Below are 23,799 nucleotides of genomic sequence, written 5' to 3'. Positions count from 1 at the left end.
AAGTAAGTTTGCCTTAAACTACGAAGTCAATAGTAACGTTAACTCGAAAAAGGAAAAATGGGGAACTGGGTAAATTATAAATGTTGGATTATTGATAAAGAGGCTAACTTTAATCAGCACACTGTTGCTGAATTCTTGCGCCGTATAGAGAATGAAGTTGTAGTGTACTCAGGTTTTTATTTTTCTTATCACAATAGGCATTTTAGGCTAGAGTATATCGGGAAAAGTGTTCCACTTTTTTTTGAAGACGAAGAATTTAAAAATCGATATGACTGTGCGGATATATATGCTGGTTCAGGAGGAGGAATAGACACTTTTGATATTATGAACAAACCAGAAAAAACGAGATATAAAATTGATGAGGTACAGCTAAGGGGTAGGCAAAATTTAATAAAAGAAAGATTTAATACCCCACACCTACAATCTAAAGAAGATTATCTTTTATACAGAATCCAAGGAGAAATATCAGCTAATACATATTCAGAGTCTATTGTTGATATAAATAATAATCAGAAGAAATCGAAAGAGCTATTTTTTGATAGTGATGATTTTCAACTAAACGATCTTTCTGAATTAGTGAATTTTGTTCCAAATAACAACATGTTTATAAATCACTTATTTGATATTATTAATGAATTTCAAAAAAATGAAAAAGAAAGGTTTGCTCCTGAGGTTGATTCTATTGCATTTGAAAGAAATGGAAGGATATTTTATGAAATATTTTGGGATTACGATAAGCTACAATGGAGTACCAAAAGGAACTCGAATTTATGGCCATTTGTAATCGTTGAAAGCGATATATGGAAACTCTTTGAAGAAATACAGGAATATAAGCAATGGAATACACTCCCCTAGGCAATTATGCTGTTCTTTGCACATCACCCAAGTCCGAGTTAACTTACCCTCTACCGCTCCCCCGCTATCGTATCTGCTAATTCAATTTTTAAATGATGCCCCGTGTGGCTCTTTTTGTTTTTAGCAATCTTTTCCGGGGTGCCGCTGGCGACTAAAGTTCCACCGCGACGACCACCCTCCGGTCCCATATCAATAATATGATCGGCGACCTTGATGACGTCGAGGTTATGCTCAATAACGATCACCGTATTGCCTTTATCTACCAGCTTCATCAGTACTTTCAGCAGGTAGCGAATATCCTCAAAGTGCAGGCCGGTGGTGGGTTCGTCCAGGATGTAGACTGTATTTCCAGTGTCCCTTTTCGATAATTCTTCGGCAAGTTTTACCCGTTGTGCTTCTCCGCCAGAAAGCGTGGTGGCCTGTTGGCCTAGTGTGATATACCCGAGGCCAACCTCTTGCAAGGTCTTTAGTTTGCGGAATATCTTGGGAATAGGTTGGAAAAACTCTACGGCTTCGTGTACCGGCATTTCGAGTACATCATTAATGGATTTTCCTTTGTAGATGATTTCCAGCGTCTCGCGATTATAGCGTCGGCCAAGGCAGGTTTCGCATTCTACGTAAACATCAGGAAGGAAATTCATCTCTATTCGGCGCATCCCTGACCCCTGACAGGTTTCGCACCTACCGCCTTTTACGTTGAAGGAAAAACGACCAGGCTTGTAGCCACGGATTTTGGCCTCCGGAAGATTGGAGAATAAGCTACGAATATCAGTGAATACCCCGGTATAAGTGGCTGGATTGGAACGCGGTGTCCGCCCAATAGGAGATTGATCAATTTCAATCACCTTATCCACATGATCCAGGCCTTTGAAGGATTTATGAGGCAAGGGCGGCTTCAGACTGCGATAAAAATGCTGCCGCAAAATGGGGTACAGTGTTTCGTTGATCAAGGTAGATTTTCCACTACCTGATACGCCGGTCACACAAGTAAATGTACCTAGCGGGATTTTTACACTTACGTCTTGGAGGTTGTTGCCACTAGCGCCTTTCAGCTCCATGAATTTGCCGGAACCTTTGCGGCGTTCCTCCGGCAGTTCAATATCTTTTTTTCGACTTAAATACTGGGCGGTTGTCGTTTTGCCGGCAGTTACAATATCAGCGGGGATGCCCTGGGCCACAAGGTCTCCACCAAGTCGTCCGGCCCCTGGCCCTAAGTCGATAAGATAATCAGAGGCCAGCATGATGTCGCGGTCGTGTTCGACGACGAGCACCGTATTGCCAATGTCGGTTAATTCCCGCAGCGCTTCAATCAGGCGTTGGTTGTCGCGTTGATGGAGGCCAATACTGGGTTCATCCAAAATATAGGTGATCCCCGTTAATTGCGAACCGATTTGAGTCGCCAGACGAATCCGCTGTGCTTCTCCACCGGAGAGTGTACGTCCGGGGCGATCAAGACTGAGGTAATCAAGTCCTACTTGCAGCAAAAACTCCAAGCGAAACCGGATTTCTTTGATAATATCACGAGCGATCAACTTCTGTCGATCACTCAGGTGTTGGTCTACCGTTTCCATCCATTCGTTGAGGGCCACAAGGTCCAAAACTGCGAGGTCAGAAATATTTTTTTCGTTGATTTTAAAGTGCAGAGCTTCTTTACGCAGTCGCTGTCCATTACAGGTAGGGCAGGTGCTGATGGTCATAAAGTCTTCCGCCCAACGCCGGATCTTCTCCGAAGTAGAGTTATCGTACCAGCGTTTCAGCATGGGGATAATACCCTCTTTGGCGAGGTTGTAAGACAAGTCGTGCGAACTCTTGCTCTTCACACGGAAGCTGCTGTCTCCTCCGGTCAAAATTGCCTTTAGGGCTTCCGCTGGAATGTCTTCGATAGGGGTAGCGAACGTAAAATTATGCTTCTTGGCAATGGCCCTCAACTGCTTGAAGGTCATGTTGTCTCTCACATCTCCAAAAGGCGCAATACCGGCATCATTGATGCTTTTGCTACGGTCCGGTATGACTTTGTCTTCGTCTACCTGATTCACCACACCCAAGCCTTTACATTCCTGGCAGTAGCCATACGGCGAGTTAAAAGAGAAGGTATTAGGCGAAGGTTCTTCGTAAGAAAGGCCACTATCAGCATCCATTAAACTACGGCTGAAAGCAACAACGGTATCGTCCTCATGGTCGGCAATCATGACGAGATCACCGCCCATTTTCAGGGCTATTTGCAGACTGTTGGCTAGTCGTTCTCTACGTTCATCGCTCACTTTGAGGCGATCAATCACCAACTCAATATCGTGTACTTTATAGCGGTCGACCTGCAAACCTGGCGTAAGGTCGGTGATTTCTCCGTCGATCCGCATCTTGGTATACCCTTGCTTGCGCATCTGCTCAAAAAGCTCGCGGTAATGCCCTTTACGGCCCCGTACCAACGGAGAGAGTACCGATATTTTACGATTCTCGAAATCAGAAAAAATCTGCTCCAGAATTTGCTCTTCGGTATAGCTTACCATCTTTTTACCGGTCTCGTAGCTGTAAGCTTCGCCGATCCGGGCGTATAGCAGGCGGAGAAAATCGTAAACTTCTGTTACCGTCCCCACTGTCGACCGCGGGTTGCGGCCGGTGGTTTTTTGCTCAATACTGATGACGGGACTCAGGCCGGTAATCTGTTCGACTTCGGGGCGCTCCATCTCGCCAATAAACTGGCGGGCATAAGCTGAAAATGTCTCCATGTAGCGGCGCTGCCCTTCAGCATAGATAGTGTCGAAAGCCAGCGACGATTTACCACTACCACTGATGCCGGTGACCACCACGAGTTTGTCGCGCGGGATAGCCACGTTGATGTTTTTCAGGTTGTGCTCATTGGCACCGGTGACCTGAATGAAGTCTTCGTTGAATAATTCGTCGGAAATACCGACCTCTTCTGTAAGGGGTGATGCTGATTTAGCCATGTATCTAGCGCTTCAAATGAGCCCTGCTGTCTTTTTGTTACACATTGCAAACCACAAACCCTAGGTTGAGGTTTAGCAAACCGCTAAATTAGCGATATTATTCAGACAATCAATGATCGAGTAAACTATGATACCTGAAAATATGCAACTCGGAGATACGGAAACCATGATCCTCTCCGCCACGGTCATCCTTTTGCTGCTGGCTTTGTTAATACTGAAGATCAGAAGTAATAAGCGTAATTTTTAAACAGAGGAAGGATGCGCAAAGGACGTTGGATTTTAATTGGACTCTTAATTTTTGGCGCGTTTACCGCTGGCTGGAAACGTGTTGAACCTTTGTGGGATTCTGCCCGCCATGACCCCGCTCTGGGGATTATTTACCTAATCATCATTTTGTTGGTAGGGATGACCATTGCTCGGGTAGTGGGAGATTGACGTTTCTTTGAACCATATATTTCTTTTAATCATTTCCGGCCAATTGATTAATATCTACTCCTTCCAAATGCTTCAAATCCTGGTTGGCATGCACTGAGTTTATCATGGCCTTACCAAACTTACTGCTAGTTGTAACAGACTTTAATTTTTTCAGCAAAGGACTTAACGGTGCCATTAGTATATAGATGTATTTATACCAACCGGTTCCCGAGCTTACTTCTCCTTCAGGGATAAGCGCTCCAAGTCTAAACATGTAAGCATCTTTAAATCCTTTGTTCAGTACATAGTTTTCTGTTTTTCCTTTCACTCTGGCCCACATCGTTTTTCCTTGCTCGCTTGAATCGGTACCCGTGCCAGATACATAATTAAAAACCATTTCAGGGTTGGCTGAAAAACACGCGTCAGCTAATGATTTTGTGATATCAAAAGTTAATTTGGTAAACTCATCCTCATTTTTACCTACAGATGTAACCCCCATGCAATGAAAACAAGCATCGAAGCCTGAAAACTCATTGGCGAGCTTGCTAAAATCAGTAAAATCAGAATGGATCAACTCTTTGAGCTTTGGATGTAAAATCCCCAATTCTCTACGATTAACGATAAGAATCTCTTTAACCTTGTCATTAACCAAGCACTCATTGAGTGTAGATCGACCAACCATTCCTGTAGAACCTGTTATTATTACTTTCATTTGAATTTTTTACGAACACCGGTCAGGTTAGTCCCCAGACTAACCTGGAAATATCACGTTGGTCTCCCGACCAACAGCTTATATCTTAAGCTTGTTAGCTGGTCAGGGGACCAGCAAGATATAAAATGGTAGCCTGGGGACTACCATGCGCCTTAGGTTTTTAGCGCAATTAGCGGCTTTAAGTTTAAAGATGTAAGTTTATAACAAAACTAATTAAGAAATGTATGAATAGGCATTTTGAGAAGGAGTTAATAATGAAGAAGGTTCACGTATTTCGAATGATGATAATTTGCTTATTGGTCTCTCTTCAATCATTGTCCTTGGAAGCGAAAGAAGTCAAAGTCATTAAGAGTCAAGATAAGCTTGATTTAAGTAGGATAGAATTGTTTTTAATAGGCTTGTATGATGTTGAAATTCTTGATTGCACGACAAGAGGATTAATAAAACTTGGTGACTTCGCTGAAGGGGTAGTTACAGTGCCAGAGGTGATAAAGAGCGATTGTGTATTATCATTTTTAGATGATAAGGGGCGGTATTATAAGTATTGGATTCCATCTTTTAGAAGTCGTGCTCTCATCAATCTTGTTGATAATATTAGCCCCGATTGTCTTTTTTATACCAGTTATTCTGGTTGCTACTCAATGGAGGATTTAGGGGATATGCAATTTGGTGTTGACTGTGAGGGCTTTAATTCTATTCTTGTAGATTATTGTGAAAACAGTCCCGTCGTATGCTATCCGGGTAGAAGGGGGGGCAAGGAGTACATCGATTACAGTGAATATCTAACCACAGAAATAGTTCAGTCTTCTACCTATGTAGCTGATTTCTGTAATAGTGATCTAGTTTTCAATGTTTGTGATGATCCTGCTAGTATTGAAAATCAATCTCAGTTTCTAGAGAATCTAAACTTGGCACATTTAAAAGGAAAGAAAGGAACCTTCACAATAAGGTTTGCAATAAATTGTGAAGGGCACATTGTAGAAACGAAACTGGTTGATTCAAAGACGAATGCCACAAGAGATGAAATACTAAATATTTTCAATAATGAACTCATATTCATTCCAGCGAAGCACAGGGAACGTGATGTCGATTCTTACCATGGAATGCGTTTCAAGATTCGTAATGATTGGATAAAATTGATTGAATAGGTTAAGGTTTGCAAATTACTCCAAAATCCACCCCTGAATCGCTATCAGCAAATCTTCTGCCAGCGGCGAAGCCACTACCCCTGTAGCTTTTGTACCTGTTTTTTGGTCTTTTTCTGGCTCGTAACTTTTCTGCACCAAACCCAACATACGCTGCCGCTCGCCTGGACTAAACTGGGCGAATGTTCTCCGCAAGAGCGGCAGGAGAGGTTCCAATTCATCCAGCGGTAAGGCTTGCACCCAGCGGTCGACCAACTGCCACAGCGGCGGGTGGTGCAGCAACAGTAAGCCACTGCCGTTTAGGAAGCCGGCTAGCCAGTTGGTGACCTCCAACGGTTCGTTGCCAGGAGAAAGAGCAAAGTCCAACCGCTGGCTGGTTTCCTCTAAATCGAGCCTTTCCTGATCGAAAAGCAAGCGGGTAGCGAGACCTTTCAACAGCGGTGCAATACCGGGAATATTGGCCAGTTTTTCTACCGCTGGCCACCAGTGATCATCTAGCAAAGGCAGCGCCAATTGGCACAAGCCACGGTGAGTTGCCAAAAAATCACTCAGTAATAATTGTGCGGCTTCTTCGTCGATATTCATGGCAGAAGCAGGGAGGGCTGCGGCTAACCTTGGAGCAATCTCTTCTACCAAAATAGCCAGCGCGGTCACATCCGTTTTACGCGCATCGCCGTACTGGATAATTTTGATGAGCGTGGGTAAGCCCGCTAGTAGCTCCTGCACATCTTTGGTCAGCGCCGAGCGGTCGCGGAGTAGTTGGGTGACGACGTCTACGGCTGGCCGCAAATTGGCCTTCAGGCCCAAAAGAATAGCTTGTGACAATTGCAGAATATTGGCCGCGGGGTCTTGTTGGCGAAGCTTATTGTCAGCAGCTTCCGGAAGGGAATTGCCCCACATAGCTGCTTCCAGGATGCTCAGGCTAAACTCGGGCTGCCATTGGAGTAGCCAGAGCTCTTTAAAAGCACCAAGGTCATTGGCGCTTACTTCTTGCTGGTGCCCCCAGTGGATATCCAAAATTTGTAAAGAATGCAGTAGTTGGCTTTTCTGCAAATCGTTGTCTTCCCGAAGGTCAATACCCCCGCGCGGATTCGCTTTGGTTCCTTTGAGCCACTTTTCGCCGGTGATGCCCCAGTATTTGGTCAGGCGGGTGGTCTTTAATCGCTGGGTGAGGTCTTTCTGAAGCGGAACGACAGAAGCGTTTTCTGGTACTTGGCCCACTTTTTCGCCCAGCATCAACACCTGCTCAATCAATTGTAGACGCTCTTCAGAGCCATGACAAAGAATACTGAGTGCGGCGGAATGCAAATCACTCAAATTGGGAATACGTTGCCCGCGCATACCCGCTAGTGTGTACGCCAGGTGCACAGCCTCCTGGGCGTGTGCTGGCGAGGTATCCAGGCCTTCTTTGCGCAGCAGTTGGGCGGCCTTTACCATCCAGTGAATTGTCGCTTCTCGGTTGTAATCGTAAAGCAATTCGTACCAGGCGGGTGATTTTACGCCTGCACCATAGCCGTTTTCCCGCGAAAGGCGGGGATAGCTCCAGGGAATCCAGGCGGCTTTTACTTTTACCTTGGGCAAACCACGGAGTACCTGGGTGTCGGCTGCTACTTTATACCTTGCTACATCGAGCAATGCCGGACTATGCCATGCGCCACAAACGATAGCGATACGTTCGTAACCAGCGCGCATTGCTTTGCGGAGCGCCTTGCGCATGAAAGCTTCTCGTAACAGTGTTTCTCGACTATTCTGGTGGGCTTCCGAGCGCAGGGTAGCGATGAGTTCATTGATGGCGCTGAACAAAGCGAAGTCATCTGTTTCTTGTTCGAAAGTGAGGTCCCACCATTGTTCTCGATCAGTAAAACCAGCCAAGCGGGCAACCTCCCCCAAAGGGTCGCGTTGCCATGCATCGGCGACTTTTTCGCCTACTTCCAGTTGTTTTTGATCTTTAAGTGCAAGCTGTGTGCCTACCGGGAGGTCAATCGCTTCGGAGGGTACGCCCGCTCTCGCAGCCCAGCGTAGTGCCTGCCATTCCGGTGAAAACCGGGCGAAAGGGTAATAATAAGCTTGCTGGATGTTTTTTTGATCATAGACCACCAATGCTACTGGGGGGGNCAGAGCTAGGTGTCCCATCTGTTCCAATTCCTTCTGTGCATCAGCGGGAAACTCGACAAGCAGGCAGTCAGGTTGCCAGCTCTCTAATGCTTGCAACAGGCGCCGAGCAGAACCGGGGCCGTGATGGCGAATACCGAAAACTTGTAAGGAAGGTTTATTTTTAGACATTCAAATAGCTGATGAAGCTATCATAGCGCTCGCGCAAACTGTCAAAGTATTCTACCTCGTTAAAGGTTGCTTTGATGACGAAATCGAAACGCTCAAAAGAAGCCAGAATATTGGTGATGTTTTGTTTGTTAACCTTGAGGGTCACTTCAATGCGAGGAGATTCCTGGAAGGTTTGTACATGAGCACTCAGAATAACCGCATTTTCCGACTCGACGATCCGAGCCAACTGCGCCAGGGAATAATCCTGACGAACCATTTCCAGTACAATAATGCCACCAGGTTCGCGGAAGGTTCCGCTCTCGGCAAAGTGGCGGAGCAAATCTTCGGCGGTAATAAGGCCAGCGTAATGCCGTTTTTCATCAACAACAGGAATGGCCGTTAGTTGATGGTCAGCTACGAGGCGGATAATATCATAAAGGTGATCTTTGGTACGCACAAAAGGGTGTTGCAAACTAAGGTTGTAACCGCCTACAGCTGCCTCTGCATCATTGTCAAGAATGTCGTCTTCTGATAAAAGGCCCAGTAACTCATGCTTATTAACAATGGGCAGATGACGAACATAAAACTCGTTCATAATGCCTAAGGCTTCGTCCCCTGTATCAGAAGTGCGGAGAGGAATTATAATGTCGGAGATAAGTTGTTCAGCAGTCATGTTCGTTGGGAGATTAAGCTTTATTTTCTGCACAATACTAACGCAATAGCTTTTCTTTTTGTACTTGAAATTCTTCTTCCGTCAACAATCCCTTTTCTTTGAGCTTAGCCAATTTTTGGAGCTGATCAAGTAAATCACCTTGGGTCGCCTGATTTGGAGAAGCTTGCTTGTCCAATAGATTCTCTTGGGGAGTCTTTAGTTGCTTGGCGAGGCGAAAGCCATTGGTTTCAAACGGTAAAAACTCAGGTTGAATCCGTAAAAAAGCGAGGTGGTCACGGGTTTTAATAACTTCCGTATCATCAAATCCAAGGGCAACTGCCCGATCCAGGTGATAAAAAGCTTTGTCTTTATGCTCCATCAAGGAATGTGCACAAGCGAGGTTGAAATGAACCGCAATATTTTTAGGGTCGATTTTTAGCGCCTTATTGAAATCCATAATAGCTCCTTCGTAATCGTAGTCTTTAAATTTGGCCTTTCCCTCTTTAAGGTGCGGATTCTTTTTGGGAGACGTACTACGTTTGGGAGCTACCTGTTCGTAACGACGGCTATTACGGTCTTCGTAACGCTGGTTTCGTTTTTGTTGGCGTCGGTCATTACGGTTTTTAAACGAGCCCTGATTTCCTTCAAGGTGCTTGTTGTATTTAGCGTTAAAAGCCCCTTGGTCCATCGAAAAAAGGGCTATCGCGTCAATCAAGCCGATAAATAGGAAGAACCATAAGCCGGTAACAAGGAAAATAGGGAGTAACATTATATAGCCGATGCCCAATCCTACCTGCCCAAGGTAAAATCGGTGCAATCCCATGTAGCCCGCAACCAGGGCCAGAATGCCGGCCACTGTTTTATTTTTCATAATAATTTATCGTGCACTGTTAATCATATCGGTACGTGCTGTGCAAGATGTAGAAAAAATCTACATTACCCAAATAGGAAGCCGACATATTCGATAGATCTAGCCAAGGGGTAGACCAAGAAGAGGTAGTGCTATTTTATTTCCTTCTGTTCTACGGCATTAACAAATAAAATGTTACCAATGTTGCTATAACCCATGAAAACATCCTTGCCATCGTGTTTTACGGCTTCTTCTCTGAAACCAAGAATGGTAAGGTCTGCATCTCGTGATTTTTCATTGACGATACTGATGGTGTCTAGGTTGGGGTTTCGTGCAATGATTTGGATGTTTTGGGTAGATATTGGTAGCTGCCCGGCTTCAATCAGTTGGTATAAATGTTGGCGTTCAACCTCACAGGTGTCTTGAGGGTAGAGCGCAAATATTTTTATTTCTGCTTCTCCCCAATCTTTATGTCCAAGTAACACGTAAGCCAACAAAATCATCAGGTTGGCGTTGTCGAAATCTTTACTGGTAAGCCAAATATGGATATCTTTCTTAAGGCCAAATCCTCGTTCAGAACTCGCCAGTATGGCCACGTCAAAGTCAACCGAACGAATGAGTTTGAAGTTGTCAACAATATCTTCCAAGTCGATAGGTGCGTGTTTCGAGAATTCTAACAGGAGCAGGTTATTTTCGGTACCGGCAATCCCCGGTAACTGGATGACCTGAGCAACACTTGAGGTGTAGGATGGACTGATGAGGGTGTCTACATAAATATTACTGGAGCTGGCCTCTCCCATACGAATAAGGCGCTCTTTGATATCTTTCGCTTCCTGGTTGGTTTGCCGAGACAAGTAGCCTTTGATCTGGTGAATGTAAGTACCAAAGCCATATTTCTGAGCAATCCATCGAAGCATATCGAATGCTCCCAGTCGTTGGAAAGAGTCACTGGTAAGGGCCACAGCTGAAGGACGCCAGCTCCCTTTTTCTTTATCCGCTTTTTGCAAGAATACCTGGAGCCTTCTACTCAATTGAAAGATTACTCCCTGGAAGATTACCGCAATACTCCGTTTGTCGGGGTTAAAAGAGGAAATCAGGAAATACAAACCAATAATGAAAACAACAGCCAATAAAGCGTACGTCGTATTCATAAAAAACATCAAACCAAAACAGGCAATGGCACCAAACAGGGAGATAAACCACTTGGAGCGAAACTTGGGCCGGTAACTCGGGTCGGCTGCAAAGTGGTTTAAAAAAGAAATCAAACAAAGCGACCCGTAAGTAACCATAAAGAACATCGAAATGACTTCTGCTACACTGTCAATGGCCCCCATAGAAATAAAAATGAGCGCAATGACAACCGTGATAACGGAAGCATTGTAGGGTTCGTCATTTTTACCTTTACCTACAGATATCCAGCGGTTGAGTGCTGGTGTAGGGAATATTTTGTCCCGAGCAATCGCCTGCAAAGTACGCGGCGCAACCATGATAGATCCGAGTGCAGAAGAAATTGTTGCGGCAGCTAACCCCACAGGGATAAGCCACCACCCCTGGATAGCAATATCAGCCATCACCAACTTGGAGGTGTCGGCCAGGTCTTCCGGACTTGCAGAGACAGCTAGTTTATAAGCAATTAAAAAGTAAACGAACATACCGCCAATAGTGGCGGCCAATGTTCCGAGGGGAATAGAACGACCAGGGTCGCGCAAATCGCCAGAAAGCCCTACCCCCGCAGTCATACCCGTGAAGGCAGGAAATATGATGGCAAATACCGTAAAGAAACCAAGAGAAAGCCCCGGAGTATTAGGGGCTGCTGGAGTGGTTTGATTCCTGATTACAGGAACTTCTTTAAACATACTGGTGCTGTCTTCTGTCACAGGGGGAGGAAGAGCAATAACCGTCGTGTCATCGTTTGTTGTGGTATTGTAAACCGTCGCCAGCGGATCAAATCGATTGTTGGCTTCATAATCAGTAGTTCCTGCAAAAAAAGCAATCATACTAATCGCCAGTGTTGCTACAACAACGTAGAGTGCTTTTACGCCCAGGTCTGCACCTTTAGTCAATACAATCATCGTAAGTATCAGGAGCGCGGGTACACTAATGAGTTGTTTTTGTTCTAACAGCCATACTCCCCAGGCCGGAATCTGAAAACTAGTAATTAGCCAATCTATACCAGTGCTGAAAGCTTCTGTAAAAGCCATAATATAAAACGCTACACTGATAGCTTGAGAGAGGTACAACGCCAACCCAATAGTAGATCCAATGACCAGCCCAAAAGAACGAGAAATAATGTAATACTCTCCTCCACCCTCTACTTTTTGGTTAGTGGCTATTTCTGCGATAGCCATTGCTGTAGGTATAGTTACGGCATGACCAATGAAGATAATAGCAAGCGTACCAACAAAACCTACGCTACCTACGGCAAAGCCAAAGCGTAAAAACATGATGGCACCAAGAATGGTAGAAATGGCGGTAAAAAATACTGGCCCTGTACCGAATTTTTGCTTTAACTGATCATTCATTATGGCAAGGTAATGATATGTGCGATTCTTTTTAAATCAAAGCTTTGAAGCTTGATCGTAAACCAATATCTAATCTACGTTTTTATATTAGTGGTCAACTTATTTTTTTGCGTAATACTTAGTAAAGAAAAAAAATGAAAAAATCGACGCGCGTAGCGGTTATTGGAGCAGGCTGTTCTGGTATTACGGCAGTGAAGAACCTGTTACAAGCGGGTGTAAAAGAAGTGGTCTGCTATGAGCAAAACGCAGAAGTTGGGGGAAATTGGATTTACTCGCCTCAGCTTTCCCATTCTAGCGTGTGTGAAACAACGCATATTATTTCTTCGAAAACACTGTCTGCTTATGTAGATTTTCCAATGCCGGAAGATTACCCTGATTACCCTTCTCACGAACAGGTGCTGGCTTATTTTCAGTCTTATGCACGGCACTTTGACCTATATCCTCACATTCAATTTAATAGCAGGATCACGGAAGCTGTACTTTTGGAAAACCAGCAATGGAAGTTGCAAATCAACGGAGAAGAAACCCAGGTTTTTGATTTTTTACTAGTTGCAAATGGCCACCACAACGTACCCCGTCACCCTGAAGGAGTGGAAGAAGCGTTTTCGGGCGAATACTTGCACGCTCATGCGTATAAAACCAATGAGCCTTTTAAAGATAAACGCGTTTTAGTCATCGGCTCCGGCAATTCTGGCTGTGATTGTGCGGTGGAAATTAGCCGTGTGGCCAAGCAGTCAGCGATCAGCATCCGTAGGGCACAATACATTATCCCGAAGTTCTTTTTGGGTAAACCCACAGACACGTTTAATAAAATTATTACTTACCTGCCAAAACCGTTAGGCAATCTGTTGCGAAGTCTCACGCTGAAGTTGATGGTCGGGGATTATCGTAGCTACAACCTTCCCAAACCGGATTTTCCAGTCACAGCAGCTCATCCTACGCTCAACTCAGAATTGTTGTACAAAATCCGACATGGGAAAGTGCATCCCCGTTCAGGCATAGCGAATATCGAAGGCAAAGAAATTACTTTCAATGATGGTAAAAAGGAAGAGTACGATACGGTCTTAGCGGCAACGGGTTATAAGATCACTTTACCGTTTTTCAAGGAAGACTTCATCAATTACGAAGAAGCTGATCGTGTTCCACTCTATCTGCGTATGTTTCATCAAGACTATCCCAGCTTGGTCTTTGTTGGCTTATTTCAGCCGCAGGGCGCTATTTGGCCACTCAGTGACCTGCAGGCAAAATTAGCAGCTAACTACATTATGGAGCGTTGGCAAAGACCAGCTAATCTTGGAGCATTGGCAGAAAAAGACAGCGATTTTATAGCTAAAGCGTTTACACGTAGCCAACGGCATACCATAGAAGTACACTACCAGCGGTTTCGCAAACAGCTTTTACAGCAAATCCCGAAGTCAGCTCCAGACTGGACCGGGCAAAAAAAAGCTGTGCTCCATGACGCATGAACACAGCAAAAAGGGCTACAGTATAGGATAAAAGCTTAAAAGGTCGTCAAGCGCTTAGCTCAACTTATTTCTTATACTGCAAAGAACGCTAGAGGATGTGAATTAAAGATTAAACACAGATTAAGTATTGATCCATATTAAAAAGGGCCAGTATACTGTTCGAGAAACAATATGCTGGCCCTACAGCGAATCTATTCATACACCAAAGGATAGTGTAAAGAATGGAAAAATGAGTACAGCAAGAAATCAAAGATTAACACCGCAAAAATGCAGTAAGTGGATGAAGTCAGCCTTAAGGGAGGATTAAATTTAGTTTAAGCTTAGAACCGTATGTTGACCAAAAGAGAGTTGGTCTAACTCCTGCCAGCTACCGGCAAAGACATTGAAGTCAACATAACCATTGATGCCCTCAATTTTACCCCGGTTACCGTACTGCCAAAACTGCCATTCACGGCCACAAGCCAGTACTGGTTTTTCCTCACTGTAACGCGCGATCCAGAGCGGATACTCATCAAAATGGCCAGCAAGGTGTTTGTTGTAAAATTTGAGGTTGGTATAGAGAATGGGGCGCACACCATAATATTCATAAATCGTATCCAACCATGTCTTTAAGGAGACAAGAAGTAGTGCGGGGTGGCTGTCGTCCAGTACCTCAATGTCTAAAACAGGGGGCAGGTCGCCATCCTGTAGCTCTACCTGGTCGATAAAATGCTGTGCTTGTGCCAGCGGATCAGTGGTGGGACGAAAAAAATGATAGGCACCACGGCGCAGACCCGCTTCTCGAATTGCCGCCCAGTTTTCTTGAAAAAGGGTATCTAAATGCGTAGACCCTTCGGTCGCTTTTACAAAAGCAAAGTGAATATCTTGCTGAGCAACCTGCGGCCAGTCGATAGCCAGTTGATAACGAGAAACATCAATGCCTTGAATAGCAAAATCTACTCTGCGAACGGTGTCACCCTGGCAGGCAACCAAAATAAAAACAAGCGCAATGATTGGAAGTAGTGACCTCAACACGGGTAGATAATTGAAGAATGTTTTTTTGTGAATATGCCCCTTATTAATCCAATAACGTTCAATATTACGGAAAAGATGCCTTTAGATTGGTTCTTTTTCCCGTTTATTATTTGGTGGCGATCAAAAGGAGAGATGCTGTATACTGGCCGACCTATTTAGAACAATACTAAGCCAGCGATTGTACCTTTGCAGTGTCATTAACTAATCTTTAGAACCGTATTATGCCCAATTTACGCCAGCTTTTCCTTGCACACGTTGCCCAAACCAGTGATTTCCCCCTCGGTCTTGAGATTGCCTCTAGTGAAGGTATGTATCTCTACGACAGGCAAGGCAAGGCTTATTTAGACCTGATTGCAGGTATTGGCGTGAGCAGCCTCGGCCACCGGCACCCCAAGGTCGTAAATGCGGCCAAGGCACAATTGGATAAATACCTGCATACCATTGTCTATGGCGAGTTCGTCCTTGCTCCGCAGGTGCAATTGGCCAGCCTGATAGCCGAACAGCTTCCTGCCCCGCTAGACAGTGTGTACTTTACCAATAGCGGCACCGAAGCTACAGAAGGTGCCATGAAGTTAGCCAAGCGCTACACTGGTCGGCACGAGTTTGTCTCCGCTACTCGCTCCTATCACGGCAGCACTCAAGGGGCCGCTAGCCTCATGTGGCCCAAAGATTTCACCCAGGCTTTTCACCCTCTTTTACCAGGTATAAAACACCTGGATTTTAATTGCGATTTCTGCCTATCTAAAATTACCACCAAAACGGCAGCTGTAATCCTGGAGACCGTTCAGGCAGAGTGGGGCCTTCGCCGCCCGCGCAAAGCTTGGTTGCAAGCCGTTCGACAGCGTTGCAACGAAGTCGGCGCACTCCTGATTCTCGATGAAATACAGGCGGGATACGGTCGCACCGGCACCCTCTGGGCTTTTGAACAATACGAGGTCGTTCCCGACATTCTTCTGATCGCTAAAGGCATGGGGGGCGGTATGCCCATTGGGGCCTTTGTCGCGCCCAAGGCCATGATGCACACCCTGGCCAGCGACCCCATTCTTGGGCATATTACAACCTTTGGTGGCCACCCTGTTTCCACGGCTGCCGGGCTGGCTACCTTGCAGGCTATTCTCGAAGAAAACCTGATTGCCCAGGTGCCCTCAAAAGAACAATTGTTTTTAGAACTGCTACAGCATCCGCGTATTTTAGATGTGCGTAGCGCAGGCTTGTGGTTGGCCGTTGAGCTGGCAAACTTCGAGGAGGTGCAAACCGTTATCAAACACTGTTTGGAGCAGGGACTAATCACGGATTGGTTTCTCTTCAATGATCGCAGTCTGCGTATTGCTCCACCCTTAATCATTACCGAAGAAGAAATACGAAAAGCTTGTGCAATTGTATTAAAAGGAATTGATCAACTGTCTTAGTGGATGTCAAAAAAAATAGAGTGTTGAACAGAGAGCTCGGATAGTGCTTTGGGGCCTCCCTTCGGGCGTTACGTTACGTAGCTCGCTGCTCGCTCGGCCCTCAGGAAACCTGAGGTCTGTCCCCTGTGGGGCCACTACTTCACATCACTAGGCCGAGATGAACCTTTTAGCGTAGAAGCTCACATAAACTAGTGAGGTCTCTGAATCCCTCTATTCTTTACGCTCAGGGCGCGAAGCAGCCCGCATCTTTCTGCGAACTTTTGCCGAAAGTCCAGCTAAGGTCTCAAACAGACCATAGGTGCTGCAAATAAACCAAAAGACATACCTCCAGAGCCCGGAACTATTCTTACTTTTGCGGTCTTTAAACTTATGACTTTACATTAATGCTGACCGCAAAATTGTCAGCAGCAAAAATATAACTCATGTATCGTACACACAATTGCGGCGAACTCCGCATGTCTGATGTAGGACAAGAAGTAACCCTTAGCGGCTGGGTACAGGTAGGCCGCGATTTCGGAGCCCTTACTTTTGTCGATTTGCGAGATCGCTATGGTATTACCCAATTGGTATTTGATAGTGAGGATGATGCAGCTTTGTGTGAGCAAGCCCGTAAGTTGGGCCGTGAGTTTGTAGTTACGGCCAGCGGCCTGGTTCGTGAGCGTACCAACAAAAATGCTAACCGGAGCACCGGTGACATTGAAATCGAAGTGAAGTCGATGTCTATTCTGAATAGCTCTAAAGTTCCTCCTTTTACTATTGAGGAAGAAACAGACGGTGGCGATGACCTGCGGATGAAGTACCGTTACCTCGACTTGCGTCGCGGGCCGCTGCAGAGTAATATCATCTTCCGGAGCAAATTGGCACTGGAAACCCGCAAATTCCTCGATAGCCAAAACTTCGTAGAGGTAGAAACGCCTTTCCTGATCAAAAGCACACCAGAAGGTGCCCGCGATTTTGTCGTACCTAGCCGGATGAATCAGGGAGAGTTTTACGCCTTGCCACAGAGCCCGCAAACCTTCAAGCAAATCTTGATGGTAGGTGGTTTTGATCGCTATTTCCAGATCGTTAAGTGTTTCCGTGACGAAGACCTTCGGGCAGACCGCCAGCCGGAATTCACGCAGATTGACTGCGAGATGGCCTTTGTAACCCAAGAAGAAGTACTTGCTACCTTTGAAGGGCTCACCAAGCACTTGTTCAAGCACACATTGGGCGTAGATCTACCTGATTTTCCACATATGACTTACGATGAAGCGATACGTCGCTATGGTATCGATAAGCCAGATGTGCGTTTTGATATGGAACTGACAGACCTCAATGACGTTGCCCAAAATAAAGGCTTCGCTATTTTCGATAGTGCAGAATTGGTGGTCGGTATCTGTGCCAAAGGCCAGGCGGGTTACTCACGTAAGCAGTTGGATGGTCTGACCAACTGGGTCAAGCGGCCACAGATTGGTGCCAAAGGCTTGGTATACGTCAAGTGCAACGAGGATGGAACGTTCAAGTCATCCGTTGATAAGTTCTACAGCCAAGAAGACCTGAAAGCATGGGCCGAGAAATTCGGTGCAGAAGCAGGCGATTTACTCTTGGTGCTCAGCGGTGAAGAAGAAAAAACCCGTAAACAGATGGGAGAGCTGCGCCTGGAGATGGGCCGCGAGTTGAACCTGATGAAGCCGGGTGTTTTCAAGCCATTGTGGGTAGTAGATTTCCCGCTCTTGGAGTGGGACGAAGATGCAGAGCGTTTCCACGCGATGCACCACCCTTTCACCAGCCCTAAAAAAGCAGACATGGAGCGCATGCTCAATGGTGATCACGAAACCATGAAAGCCCTTCGTGCTGATGCTTACGATCTGGTCATCAATGGTGCTGAAATTGGTGGTGGCTCTATTCGTATCCACGACCGTACCCTACAGGAGAAAAACTTCAAGCTACTTGGGTTTACCCAGGAAGAGGCCGAAGAACAGTTTGGCTTCTTGATGGGCGCCTTCGAATATGGTGCTCCTCCTCACGGTGGTATCGCCTTCGGTTTTGATCGCTTGTGTGCCGTGATGAACGGACAAAGTTCTATCCGCGATTTCATCGCCTTCCCGAAAAACAATCAGGGACGCGATATGATGATCGATGCACCTTCCGGCGTTGCCAAAGAGCAGTTAGATGAACTGGGCTTGGTGCTAAACTTGAAAGGGAAAGCCTAGTAGAAGCTTCTGATAAATATTAGAAAAAACGGTAGTAGAGCAATCTGCTACCGTTTTTTAGTATCAAGTCTGATCTTTAGATTTTCGAAAACGCTACCCACCGCTCTAGGACCTGATGCTTCGCCGTTGCTTTGAGTTGAGGCAAGTACCCCAGCAGAGGGTGTCCTTTAGGGGAAGGAAGGTCAGAAACATGTAGCAAAGGAGGCTGTCTAGACATGAATGGTAAATTCATCCTGATCTGGCAGGAAAGCTAGTTTTTTTCGAAAGTTTGTTTGCTCCTCTTTTTTGATTTCAAACTGTTGTACCATCTCTCGGGGAGGTAGATGATGTCGGATTTTTCCATCGTAGTCTATAAGGCAAGAATCGCCTGCATAATAAGCACCGTTTCCATCTGTTCCTACCCGATTAAGGCCAATGGTGTACACTTGGTTTTCGATGGCTCGTGCCTGCAAGAGCGTACGCCAAGCCAGGCCTCGCTTGTCAGGGAAATTGGCGACATACAATAAGAGATCATAATCGAATTGATTACGGCTCCAAACAGGAAAGCGTAGATCATAACAGATGAGTGGCATAATTTTCCAGCCTTTGTAGGTTACAAGCAGTTGTTTTTGCCCGGGAGTATAGACTTTTTCTTCTCCAGCAAGCGTAAAAAGGTGGCGTTTGTCATAGCTAAGTATTTCACCTTCTGGAAATACCCACAACAAGCGATTGTAATAATTGCCGTTTTCCTCAATGATAATACTCCCTGTAATCGCAACCTGCAAGTCAGCTGCTTGTTGGCGAAGCCATGCGATGGTCTCTCCTTCCATGGTTTCGGCGAGTTTGGCCGGCTCCATGCTGAATCCAGTAGTGAACATCTCTGGTAGGACGACCAAGTCTGTGTCAGGAGAAATAGTTTGTAGTAGCCGGGCAAATTTCCGGCGATTATCTGTTGCTCTTTCCCAGATAAGATCAGCTTGTAGCAATGCTATTTTTAAATGTTCCATATCACCAGTATTCTGCCAACAAAAAAAGCGAGCATACCTTCAACAGGGTATGCTCGCTTTTGATATTTTTTGCCATTAACTGACATATATATGTCTAGGCATCTGCAGCGGCAGGGGCAGCAGCGCCAGGAGCAGCAGCAGCTTTCTTTTCTGCAGTTGCAGCAGAACGAAGTGCACGAGGTGCTTCGATGATGCCTACAGGAGCTCCAGCAGGGCTCATGATTTCTACTCCGTCAATAGGGTTGATATCACGAACACGGATAGATTGGCCTAGTTCCAAAGAAGAGATGTCAACGGTTAATTCGTTAACCATTTTCTCAGGAGTGGTCTTAACTTTAATCCGACGCATCAGACGAAGTAGCTTACCACCAGAACGCATACCAGGAGCAGTACCTTCGAAACGTACAGGAATCTCGAGTTTTACAGAATGGCTATCTACCAACTTGAGGAAATCCAAGTGGACGATATCGTCAGTAACAGCATCAAACTGAATATCTTTAATAATAGCGCGGTGAGTGGTACCGTCTATTTCAACCTCAGCTACTTTGAACTTAGGCGTATAGATAAGTGACTTAACAGCTTTTTGCGTAGTTGCAAAATGGATAGTCTCGTCTTTGCTGTAGAGTACAGCAGGGACTTGTCCAGCATTACGAATCGCTTTGGTAGCTTTTTTACCAACGTCCGTTCTTATTTGTCCTGAAACAGTTACTGCTTCCATGATAGTTATTCTTTTCAATTAACGGCCTTCGTAATGAGAGGCTCTAAAAAGGCACGCAAAGATAGGTAAATCCTAGAAAGCGTGTTAGTTATAGTGTACTTTTTTTTAAAAATCCTTATTGCTCTACAAATAATGCTGAAATAGAGCGGTGTTCGTGGGTGTTTCGGATGGCTCTGGCAAAGAGTTTAGCAGTAGAAAGCACCTTGATTCTGCTTGACTCTTGTGTCAGTGGAATCGTATCACAAACCAATAGCTCTTCTAATACAGAATTCTCTACATTTTCATAGGCTTTGCCACTGAGTACAGGGTGGGTACAAAGCGCACGCACGCTTTTGGCACCTTTCTTCATGATGATGTCTGCTGCTCGGCAAAGCGTTCCTGCTGTATCTACAAGGTCATCAACCAGAATAACATCGGCATCTTTTACTTCACCAATTACGGTCATCTCAGCAATTTCGTTAGCACGCTTGCGGTATTTGTCACAAATAACGAGCGGGCGATTGAAATGCTTCGCGTAAGTTCTGGCTCTTTTTACTCCTCCAACATCAGGGGAGGCAAAAATCACATTGGTCAAATCTAGGTTTTCCTGAAGGTAAGGCAGGTAAATAGCCTCGCTTTTTAAGTGATCTACAGGAATGTCGAAAAATCCCTGAATCTGGTCGGCGTGCAAATCCATAGTCATAATGCGATCAGCACCAGCAGCTTGCAGTAAATTAGCAATAAGCTTTGCAGAAATCGGCACTCGTGGCTTGTCTTTACGATCCTGACGAGCGTAGCCAAAGTAAGGGATCACTGCCGTAATGTAGCCAGCAGATGCCCGCTTAGCAGCATCAATCGCCAATAGCAGCTCTATCAGGTTTTCGTGTGGCTGGCNAGTAGAGGTGATAAAGAAAACAAAACCACCGCGCACCGATTCATTGATTACAGGCTGCATCTCGCCATCGCTGAAGCGTTTGATGATAAGGTCACCCAGAGGCTGGCCATAATAATCGGCGATTTTTTCGCCAAGGTAACGGGAGTTGGTAGTGGTAAGGATTTTTACGTCAACCATCATGTTAAATTGAGGCTCGTGATTTTTTGCTGAATTCAATTTCATAGCTGTAGGTATACCCTAACAATGAAAATAGGCGCCAATCACTAGAAAAAAGTGTGGCACTTATAGGTTGTCAAAGCTGTATTCAGGGAACTACCCGCAAAGGTAGGAATAATAAGGGCGTTCGCGAGGAATTACTTGATAAAATGCTTCAACATCGTAATTTCCTGTGTCGTCAGGTAACGGAAATAAGAACGAGGGAGGTCTTTCTTGGTTAATCCGGCTAAATAAGGGCGATCCAACTTGATTACCTGGTACCCCAGGTGCTCGAAAATTCGACGAACAATACGGTTGCGCCCCAGATGAATTTCGAGGCTGACTACTTCTTTGTTGTCAGGCTGAAGGTAATTGACCCAGTCTACACTCACGGGACCGTCTTCCAGTGTCAATCCGGCTGCAATTTTTTCCAAATCTTCGGGGGGAACAGGCTTGTCTAAGGTGGCTTCATACACCTTGGGCACTTCATGGCTGGGGTGCATCATTTTTTTAGCCAGCTGCCCATCATTGGTCAGTAGTAAAAGACCTGTAGTATCTTTATCCAAGCGGCCCACCGGATAGATACGCTGCTTGACAGCACCCGCCAGTACATCCATGACCGTTTTGCGACCGTGTTCATCGGATAAAGTGGTGATCACACCGCTGGGTTTATTCAGCAGAATATATACGAGTTCTTCTTCTGGCTGTATCTTTTTTCCACGAAAAGTGACAACATCTCCTTCCTGAATCTGATAAGCCGGGTTGATTTCTAGCACATCGTTGACCTTTACCAGGCCGTCCTTTACATACTCGCCTGCCTGCCTGCGGCTACAGATACCGCTGTGGGCAATATACTTGTTCAGCCGCATACCGATAATCTCGGCCGGGTCACGCTGTATCTTTGGCGCAGGACCTGCATTACGGGCACGACTTTGTCGAAAACGAGGATTATTACCAGGACCCTTACTCATAGTTAATTTTTGACCGAATGCTTATTGGGGCAAAGATACGTTCTTGAAAGGACAGTTGGTCTAACATCTAATAAATCAGCATAACATCGCCAGAAAGACTGGTTTTTCCACCGTTTTCCTGTCCTGTATCGTATTCCAGCGACCATAAGAAGACACCTTGGTCTGCTAGCTTGTTTTTTACCTTTCCGTCCCAGGCTTCATCAGGATTGTCGGTTTGGAAAACAAGCTGTCCCCAACGATCAAAAACGTTGAACTGGTAATTTAAGACTGGCCAAGGGCTATTGATAAAAGGTCGGAATTGGTCATTAACTCCATCCAGGTTGGGCGAAAAGGCATTGGGTACGAAAATCTTTATTTCACAAGACAGTAATTCCGCTTGCAGGGTCATCGGAAAAGCAAAGCAAGGAGTGGCAGCCCAAATCTCGTAAACAGCGGAGTTGTCCAATATACGAGTAGCCCCCGAGTAGCCATCCGCCCAATCGAACGAGAGGTCGTTGCGCAGTACTTCAGGCGTGTAATCCAGGAGGTTGATGTTCGCTGGGCCTTCATCGGTACAAATTACGATGTTCTCAGCAATACTTTCAGGCATTTCTTCCGTATACATCACCGCGCTGCAAAATTCATCAATAGAAATATCCAAGGTGATTGGAATGGTTATGCAAGGCAGTATCATGTCTACCTGATAAAGACCCGGTCGGCGAATTACCCTCCGGGCCAAGGTGCAGCCATCTTCCCAAAGGAAGGTTGCATAATCGAAATAAACATCCGAGACGACGCCTTCCATATCTACCCAGCCGCCATTGTCGCAGATGTTGCGATCAGCTTCGATTTCTGTAGGCATTTCTGCCAATTGTACGGCATCCAGACTGTAGCCAAATAAATAAACGGCACCTGGCTCCCCTTCTGCTACACAACCATTGCTGGCGGGTACTTGAAAATTGCTACCCATAACACCGATATGCGTCTCACCCCCAGAAGCAATAAAACAATTGGAAAAAAGATACCATTGGTTATTATAGAAATTTTCTGCTACAGTCGAAGTAGAATCGACTAAAACGAGATCGGCATTTGAGGAGATCCCCGTAGTCACGTCCAAAATGTCGCTTTCTCTGCGAACCAGTATTTTTTCAGACCCAACATATACTTCCATAAAGTGAGGAGGTAGCGTCTGGCAAGCATTACCGGGATGCTGGCCGGCAATTCTTTCATTTTGAAAAAGTGCTGCCATCTGGAAAAAGTAAGGAACACCAGCTTGTAGAGGTTCCGTCAATTGAATACCTACCCCTTCAGAGGTGATATAACCGTTGCGCGTCATCACGCCTTCCAGCGAAATATATCCTACGCCGGAGTAAGCCTCTGTAGCGGTATTAATGAAAAATACAGATTCCGCAATAGCTGGATCCAGCGGACAATCCTCGTGCAGCCAGTAAGCGTCGGCACCACTACAGGCATACCAAGTGGCCGTTTCGGTGATGCTATTGATATTATTGGTAGGGCAATCAATGATTTCAAAATCACCGTTGGGAACCAAGTTCTGGGCGTTAATCGTGAAAGCTAAAGAGAACAAGAATAAGGTATACAGCCAGTATTTCATTGGAAAACGGTATTGGGAGATTA

The 23,799-nt window shown here is 45.6% G+C and carries 18 protein-coding genes; 6 read left to right on the top strand and 12 right to left on the bottom strand.

Translation table 11 applies throughout. The features are described 5' to 3' along the window. Positions 1–57 precede the first annotated feature (57 nt). Entirely contained in the window at positions 58–855 is a 798-nt protein-coding gene (locus A3EU_RS0116490) for a hypothetical protein (RefSeq protein ID WP_020537295.1), read from the top strand. Positions 856–905: 50 nt separating this feature from the next. Here A3EU_RS0116490 and uvrA read toward each other — a convergent pair whose 3' ends face one another. After that, positions 906–3,800, bottom strand: a complete 2,895-nt coding sequence (gene uvrA, locus A3EU_RS0116485; RefSeq protein ID WP_020537294.1) for an excinuclease ABC subunit UvrA — start codon at positions 3,798–3,800, stop codon at positions 906–908. Between the two features lie 258 nt (positions 3,801–4,058). Here uvrA and A3EU_RS34295 point away from each other — a divergent pair, with 258 nt between their 5' ends. Continuing rightward, positions 4,059–4,235, top strand: coding sequence for a hypothetical protein (locus A3EU_RS34295; RefSeq protein WP_020537292.1), 177 nt, complete (start codon positions 4,059–4,061; stop codon positions 4,233–4,235). Between the two features lie 25 nt (positions 4,236–4,260). On the opposite strand, the gene A3EU_RS0116470 is transcribed toward A3EU_RS34295, so the two are convergent. After that, the gene (locus tag A3EU_RS0116470) at positions 4,261–4,926 is read right to left on the bottom strand and encodes an NAD-dependent epimerase/dehydratase family protein (protein WP_020537291.1); all 666 of its coding nucleotides are present in this window, start codon (positions 4,924–4,926) and stop codon (positions 4,261–4,263) included. 320 nt (positions 4,927–5,246) lie between these two features. On the opposite strand from A3EU_RS0116470, the gene A3EU_RS0116465 reads away from it, so the two are divergent. Beyond that, complete coding sequence (locus tag A3EU_RS0116465; protein WP_156825794.1) at positions 5,247–6,074, top strand: hypothetical protein; 828 nt, start codon at positions 5,247–5,249, stop codon at positions 6,072–6,074. A 15-nt stretch (positions 6,075–6,089) separates the two neighbouring features. Here A3EU_RS0116465 and A3EU_RS35035 read toward each other — a convergent pair whose 3' ends face one another. From A3EU_RS35035 to A3EU_RS0116445, 4 genes are all read right to left on the bottom strand, one after another. Then, the gene (locus tag A3EU_RS35035; protein WP_020537289.1) at positions 6,090–8,354 is read right to left on the bottom strand and encodes a DUF5682 family protein; all 2,265 of its coding nucleotides are present in this window, start codon (positions 8,352–8,354) and stop codon (positions 6,090–6,092) included. Continuing rightward, positions 8,347–9,006, bottom strand: coding sequence for a CBS domain-containing protein (locus A3EU_RS0116455; protein ID WP_020537288.1), 660 nt, complete (start codon positions 9,004–9,006; stop codon positions 8,347–8,349). The genes A3EU_RS35035 and A3EU_RS0116455 overlap by 8 nt, the downstream gene beginning before the upstream one ends. Positions 9,007–9,043: 37 nt before the next feature. Continuing rightward, positions 9,044–9,856 (bottom strand): TPR end-of-group domain-containing protein, encoded by an 813-nt coding sequence (locus A3EU_RS34840; protein ID WP_020537287.1) that lies wholly within the window; start codon positions 9,854–9,856, stop codon positions 9,044–9,046. 131 nt (positions 9,857–9,987) lie between these two features. After that, complete coding sequence (locus A3EU_RS0116445; RefSeq protein ID WP_020537286.1) at positions 9,988–12,357, bottom strand: APC family permease; 2,370 nt, start codon at positions 12,355–12,357, stop codon at positions 9,988–9,990. Between the two features lie 134 nt (positions 12,358–12,491). On the opposite strand from A3EU_RS0116445, the gene A3EU_RS0116440 reads away from it, so the two are divergent. Then, complete coding sequence (locus tag A3EU_RS0116440; protein WP_020537285.1) at positions 12,492–13,823, top strand: flavin-containing monooxygenase; 1,332 nt, start codon at positions 12,492–12,494, stop codon at positions 13,821–13,823. A 309-nt stretch (positions 13,824–14,132) separates the two neighbouring features. Here A3EU_RS0116440 and A3EU_RS0116435 read toward each other — a convergent pair whose 3' ends face one another. Further along, entirely contained in the window at positions 14,133–14,837 is a 705-nt protein-coding gene (locus tag A3EU_RS0116435) for a glycoside hydrolase family 25 protein (RefSeq protein ID WP_020537284.1), read from the bottom strand. Positions 14,838–15,058: 221 nt separating this feature from the next. Here A3EU_RS0116435 and A3EU_RS0116430 point away from each other — a divergent pair, with 221 nt between their 5' ends. Both A3EU_RS0116430 and aspS read left to right on the top strand, forming a co-directional pair. After that, positions 15,059–16,246: an aspartate aminotransferase family protein gene (locus A3EU_RS0116430; RefSeq protein WP_020537283.1), complete on the top strand. Its 1,188-nt coding sequence runs from the start codon at positions 15,059–15,061 to the stop codon at positions 16,244–16,246. 422 nt (positions 16,247–16,668) lie between these two features. After that, positions 16,669–18,438 (top strand): aspartate--tRNA ligase, encoded by a 1,770-nt coding sequence (gene aspS / locus A3EU_RS0116425; protein ID WP_020537282.1) that lies wholly within the window; start codon positions 16,669–16,671, stop codon positions 18,436–18,438. Positions 18,439–18,647: 209 nt separating this feature from the next. Here the strand turns inward: aspS and A3EU_RS0116420 are convergent, their stop codons facing one another. From A3EU_RS0116420 to A3EU_RS0116400, 5 genes are all read right to left on the bottom strand, one after another. Continuing rightward, complete coding sequence (locus tag A3EU_RS0116420) at positions 18,648–19,424, bottom strand: amidohydrolase (protein WP_020537281.1); 777 nt, start codon at positions 19,422–19,424, stop codon at positions 18,648–18,650. 94 nt (positions 19,425–19,518) lie between these two features. Then, entirely contained in the window at positions 19,519–20,142 is a 624-nt protein-coding gene (locus tag A3EU_RS30800) for a 50S ribosomal protein L25 (protein WP_020537280.1), read from the bottom strand. 115 nt (positions 20,143–20,257) lie between these two features. Beyond that, positions 20,258–21,193 (bottom strand): ribose-phosphate pyrophosphokinase, encoded by a 936-nt coding sequence (locus A3EU_RS0116410; protein ID WP_026211431.1) that lies wholly within the window; start codon positions 21,191–21,193, stop codon positions 20,258–20,260. A 176-nt stretch (positions 21,194–21,369) separates the two neighbouring features. After that, positions 21,370–22,182, bottom strand: coding sequence for a pseudouridine synthase (locus tag A3EU_RS0116405; RefSeq protein ID WP_020537278.1), 813 nt, complete (start codon positions 22,180–22,182; stop codon positions 21,370–21,372). A gap of 67 nt (positions 22,183–22,249) precedes the next feature. Beyond that, positions 22,250–23,776, bottom strand: a complete 1,527-nt coding sequence (locus tag A3EU_RS0116400) for a T9SS type B sorting domain-containing protein (RefSeq protein ID WP_020537277.1) — start codon at positions 23,774–23,776, stop codon at positions 22,250–22,252. Between the last annotated feature and the right edge of the window lie 23 nt (positions 23,777–23,799).

Origin of the sequence: Lewinella cohaerens DSM 23179 (assembly GCF_000379805.1) — a bacterium.
GTDB classification, from domain to species: domain Bacteria; phylum Bacteroidota; class Bacteroidia; order Chitinophagales; family Saprospiraceae; genus Lewinella; species Lewinella cohaerens.
Note: the sequence above shows the minus strand (reverse complement) of the source record. Positions and strands in the feature narration are given on the sequence as shown.

Coding starts and splice junctions, on each gene's coding strand:
- uvrA (WP_020537294.1), bottom strand. CDS start 3,800: ATGGCTAAATCAGCATCACCCCTTACAGAAGAGGTCGGTATTTCCGAC.
- A3EU_RS0116440 (WP_020537285.1), top strand. CDS start 12,492: ATGAAAAAATCGACGCGCGTAGCGGTTATTGGAGCAGGCTGTTCTGGT.
- A3EU_RS0116405 (WP_020537278.1), bottom strand. CDS start 22,182: ATGAGTAAGGGTCCTGGTAATAATCCTCGTTTTCGACAAAGTCGTGCC.
- A3EU_RS0116430 (WP_020537283.1), top strand. CDS start 15,059: ATGCCCAATTTACGCCAGCTTTTCCTTGCACACGTTGCCCAAACCAGT.
- A3EU_RS0116455 (WP_020537288.1), bottom strand. CDS start 9,006: ATGACTGCTGAACAACTTATCTCCGACATTATAATTCCTCTCCGCACT.
- A3EU_RS34295 (WP_020537292.1), top strand. CDS start 4,059: ATGCGCAAAGGACGTTGGATTTTAATTGGACTCTTAATTTTTGGCGCG.
- A3EU_RS0116400 (WP_020537277.1), bottom strand. CDS start 23,776: ATGAAATACTGGCTGTATACCTTATTCTTGTTCTCTTTAGCTTTCACG.
- A3EU_RS34840 (WP_020537287.1), bottom strand. CDS start 9,856: ATGAAAAATAAAACAGTGGCCGGCATTCTGGCCCTGGTTGCGGGCTAC.
- A3EU_RS0116490 (WP_020537295.1), top strand. CDS start 58: ATGGGGAACTGGGTAAATTATAAATGTTGGATTATTGATAAAGAGGCT.
- aspS (WP_020537282.1), top strand. CDS start 16,669: ATGTATCGTACACACAATTGCGGCGAACTCCGCATGTCTGATGTAGGA.
- A3EU_RS0116445 (WP_020537286.1), bottom strand. CDS start 12,357: ATGAATGATCAGTTAAAGCAAAAATTCGGTACAGGGCCAGTATTTTTT.
- A3EU_RS30800 (WP_020537280.1), bottom strand. CDS start 20,142: ATGGAAGCAGTAACTGTTTCAGGACAAATAAGAACGGACGTTGGTAAA.
- A3EU_RS0116420 (WP_020537281.1), bottom strand. CDS start 19,424: ATGGAACATTTAAAAATAGCATTGCTACAAGCTGATCTTATCTGGGAA.
- A3EU_RS0116470 (WP_020537291.1), bottom strand. CDS start 4,926: ATGAAAGTAATAATAACAGGTTCTACAGGAATGGTTGGTCGATCTACA.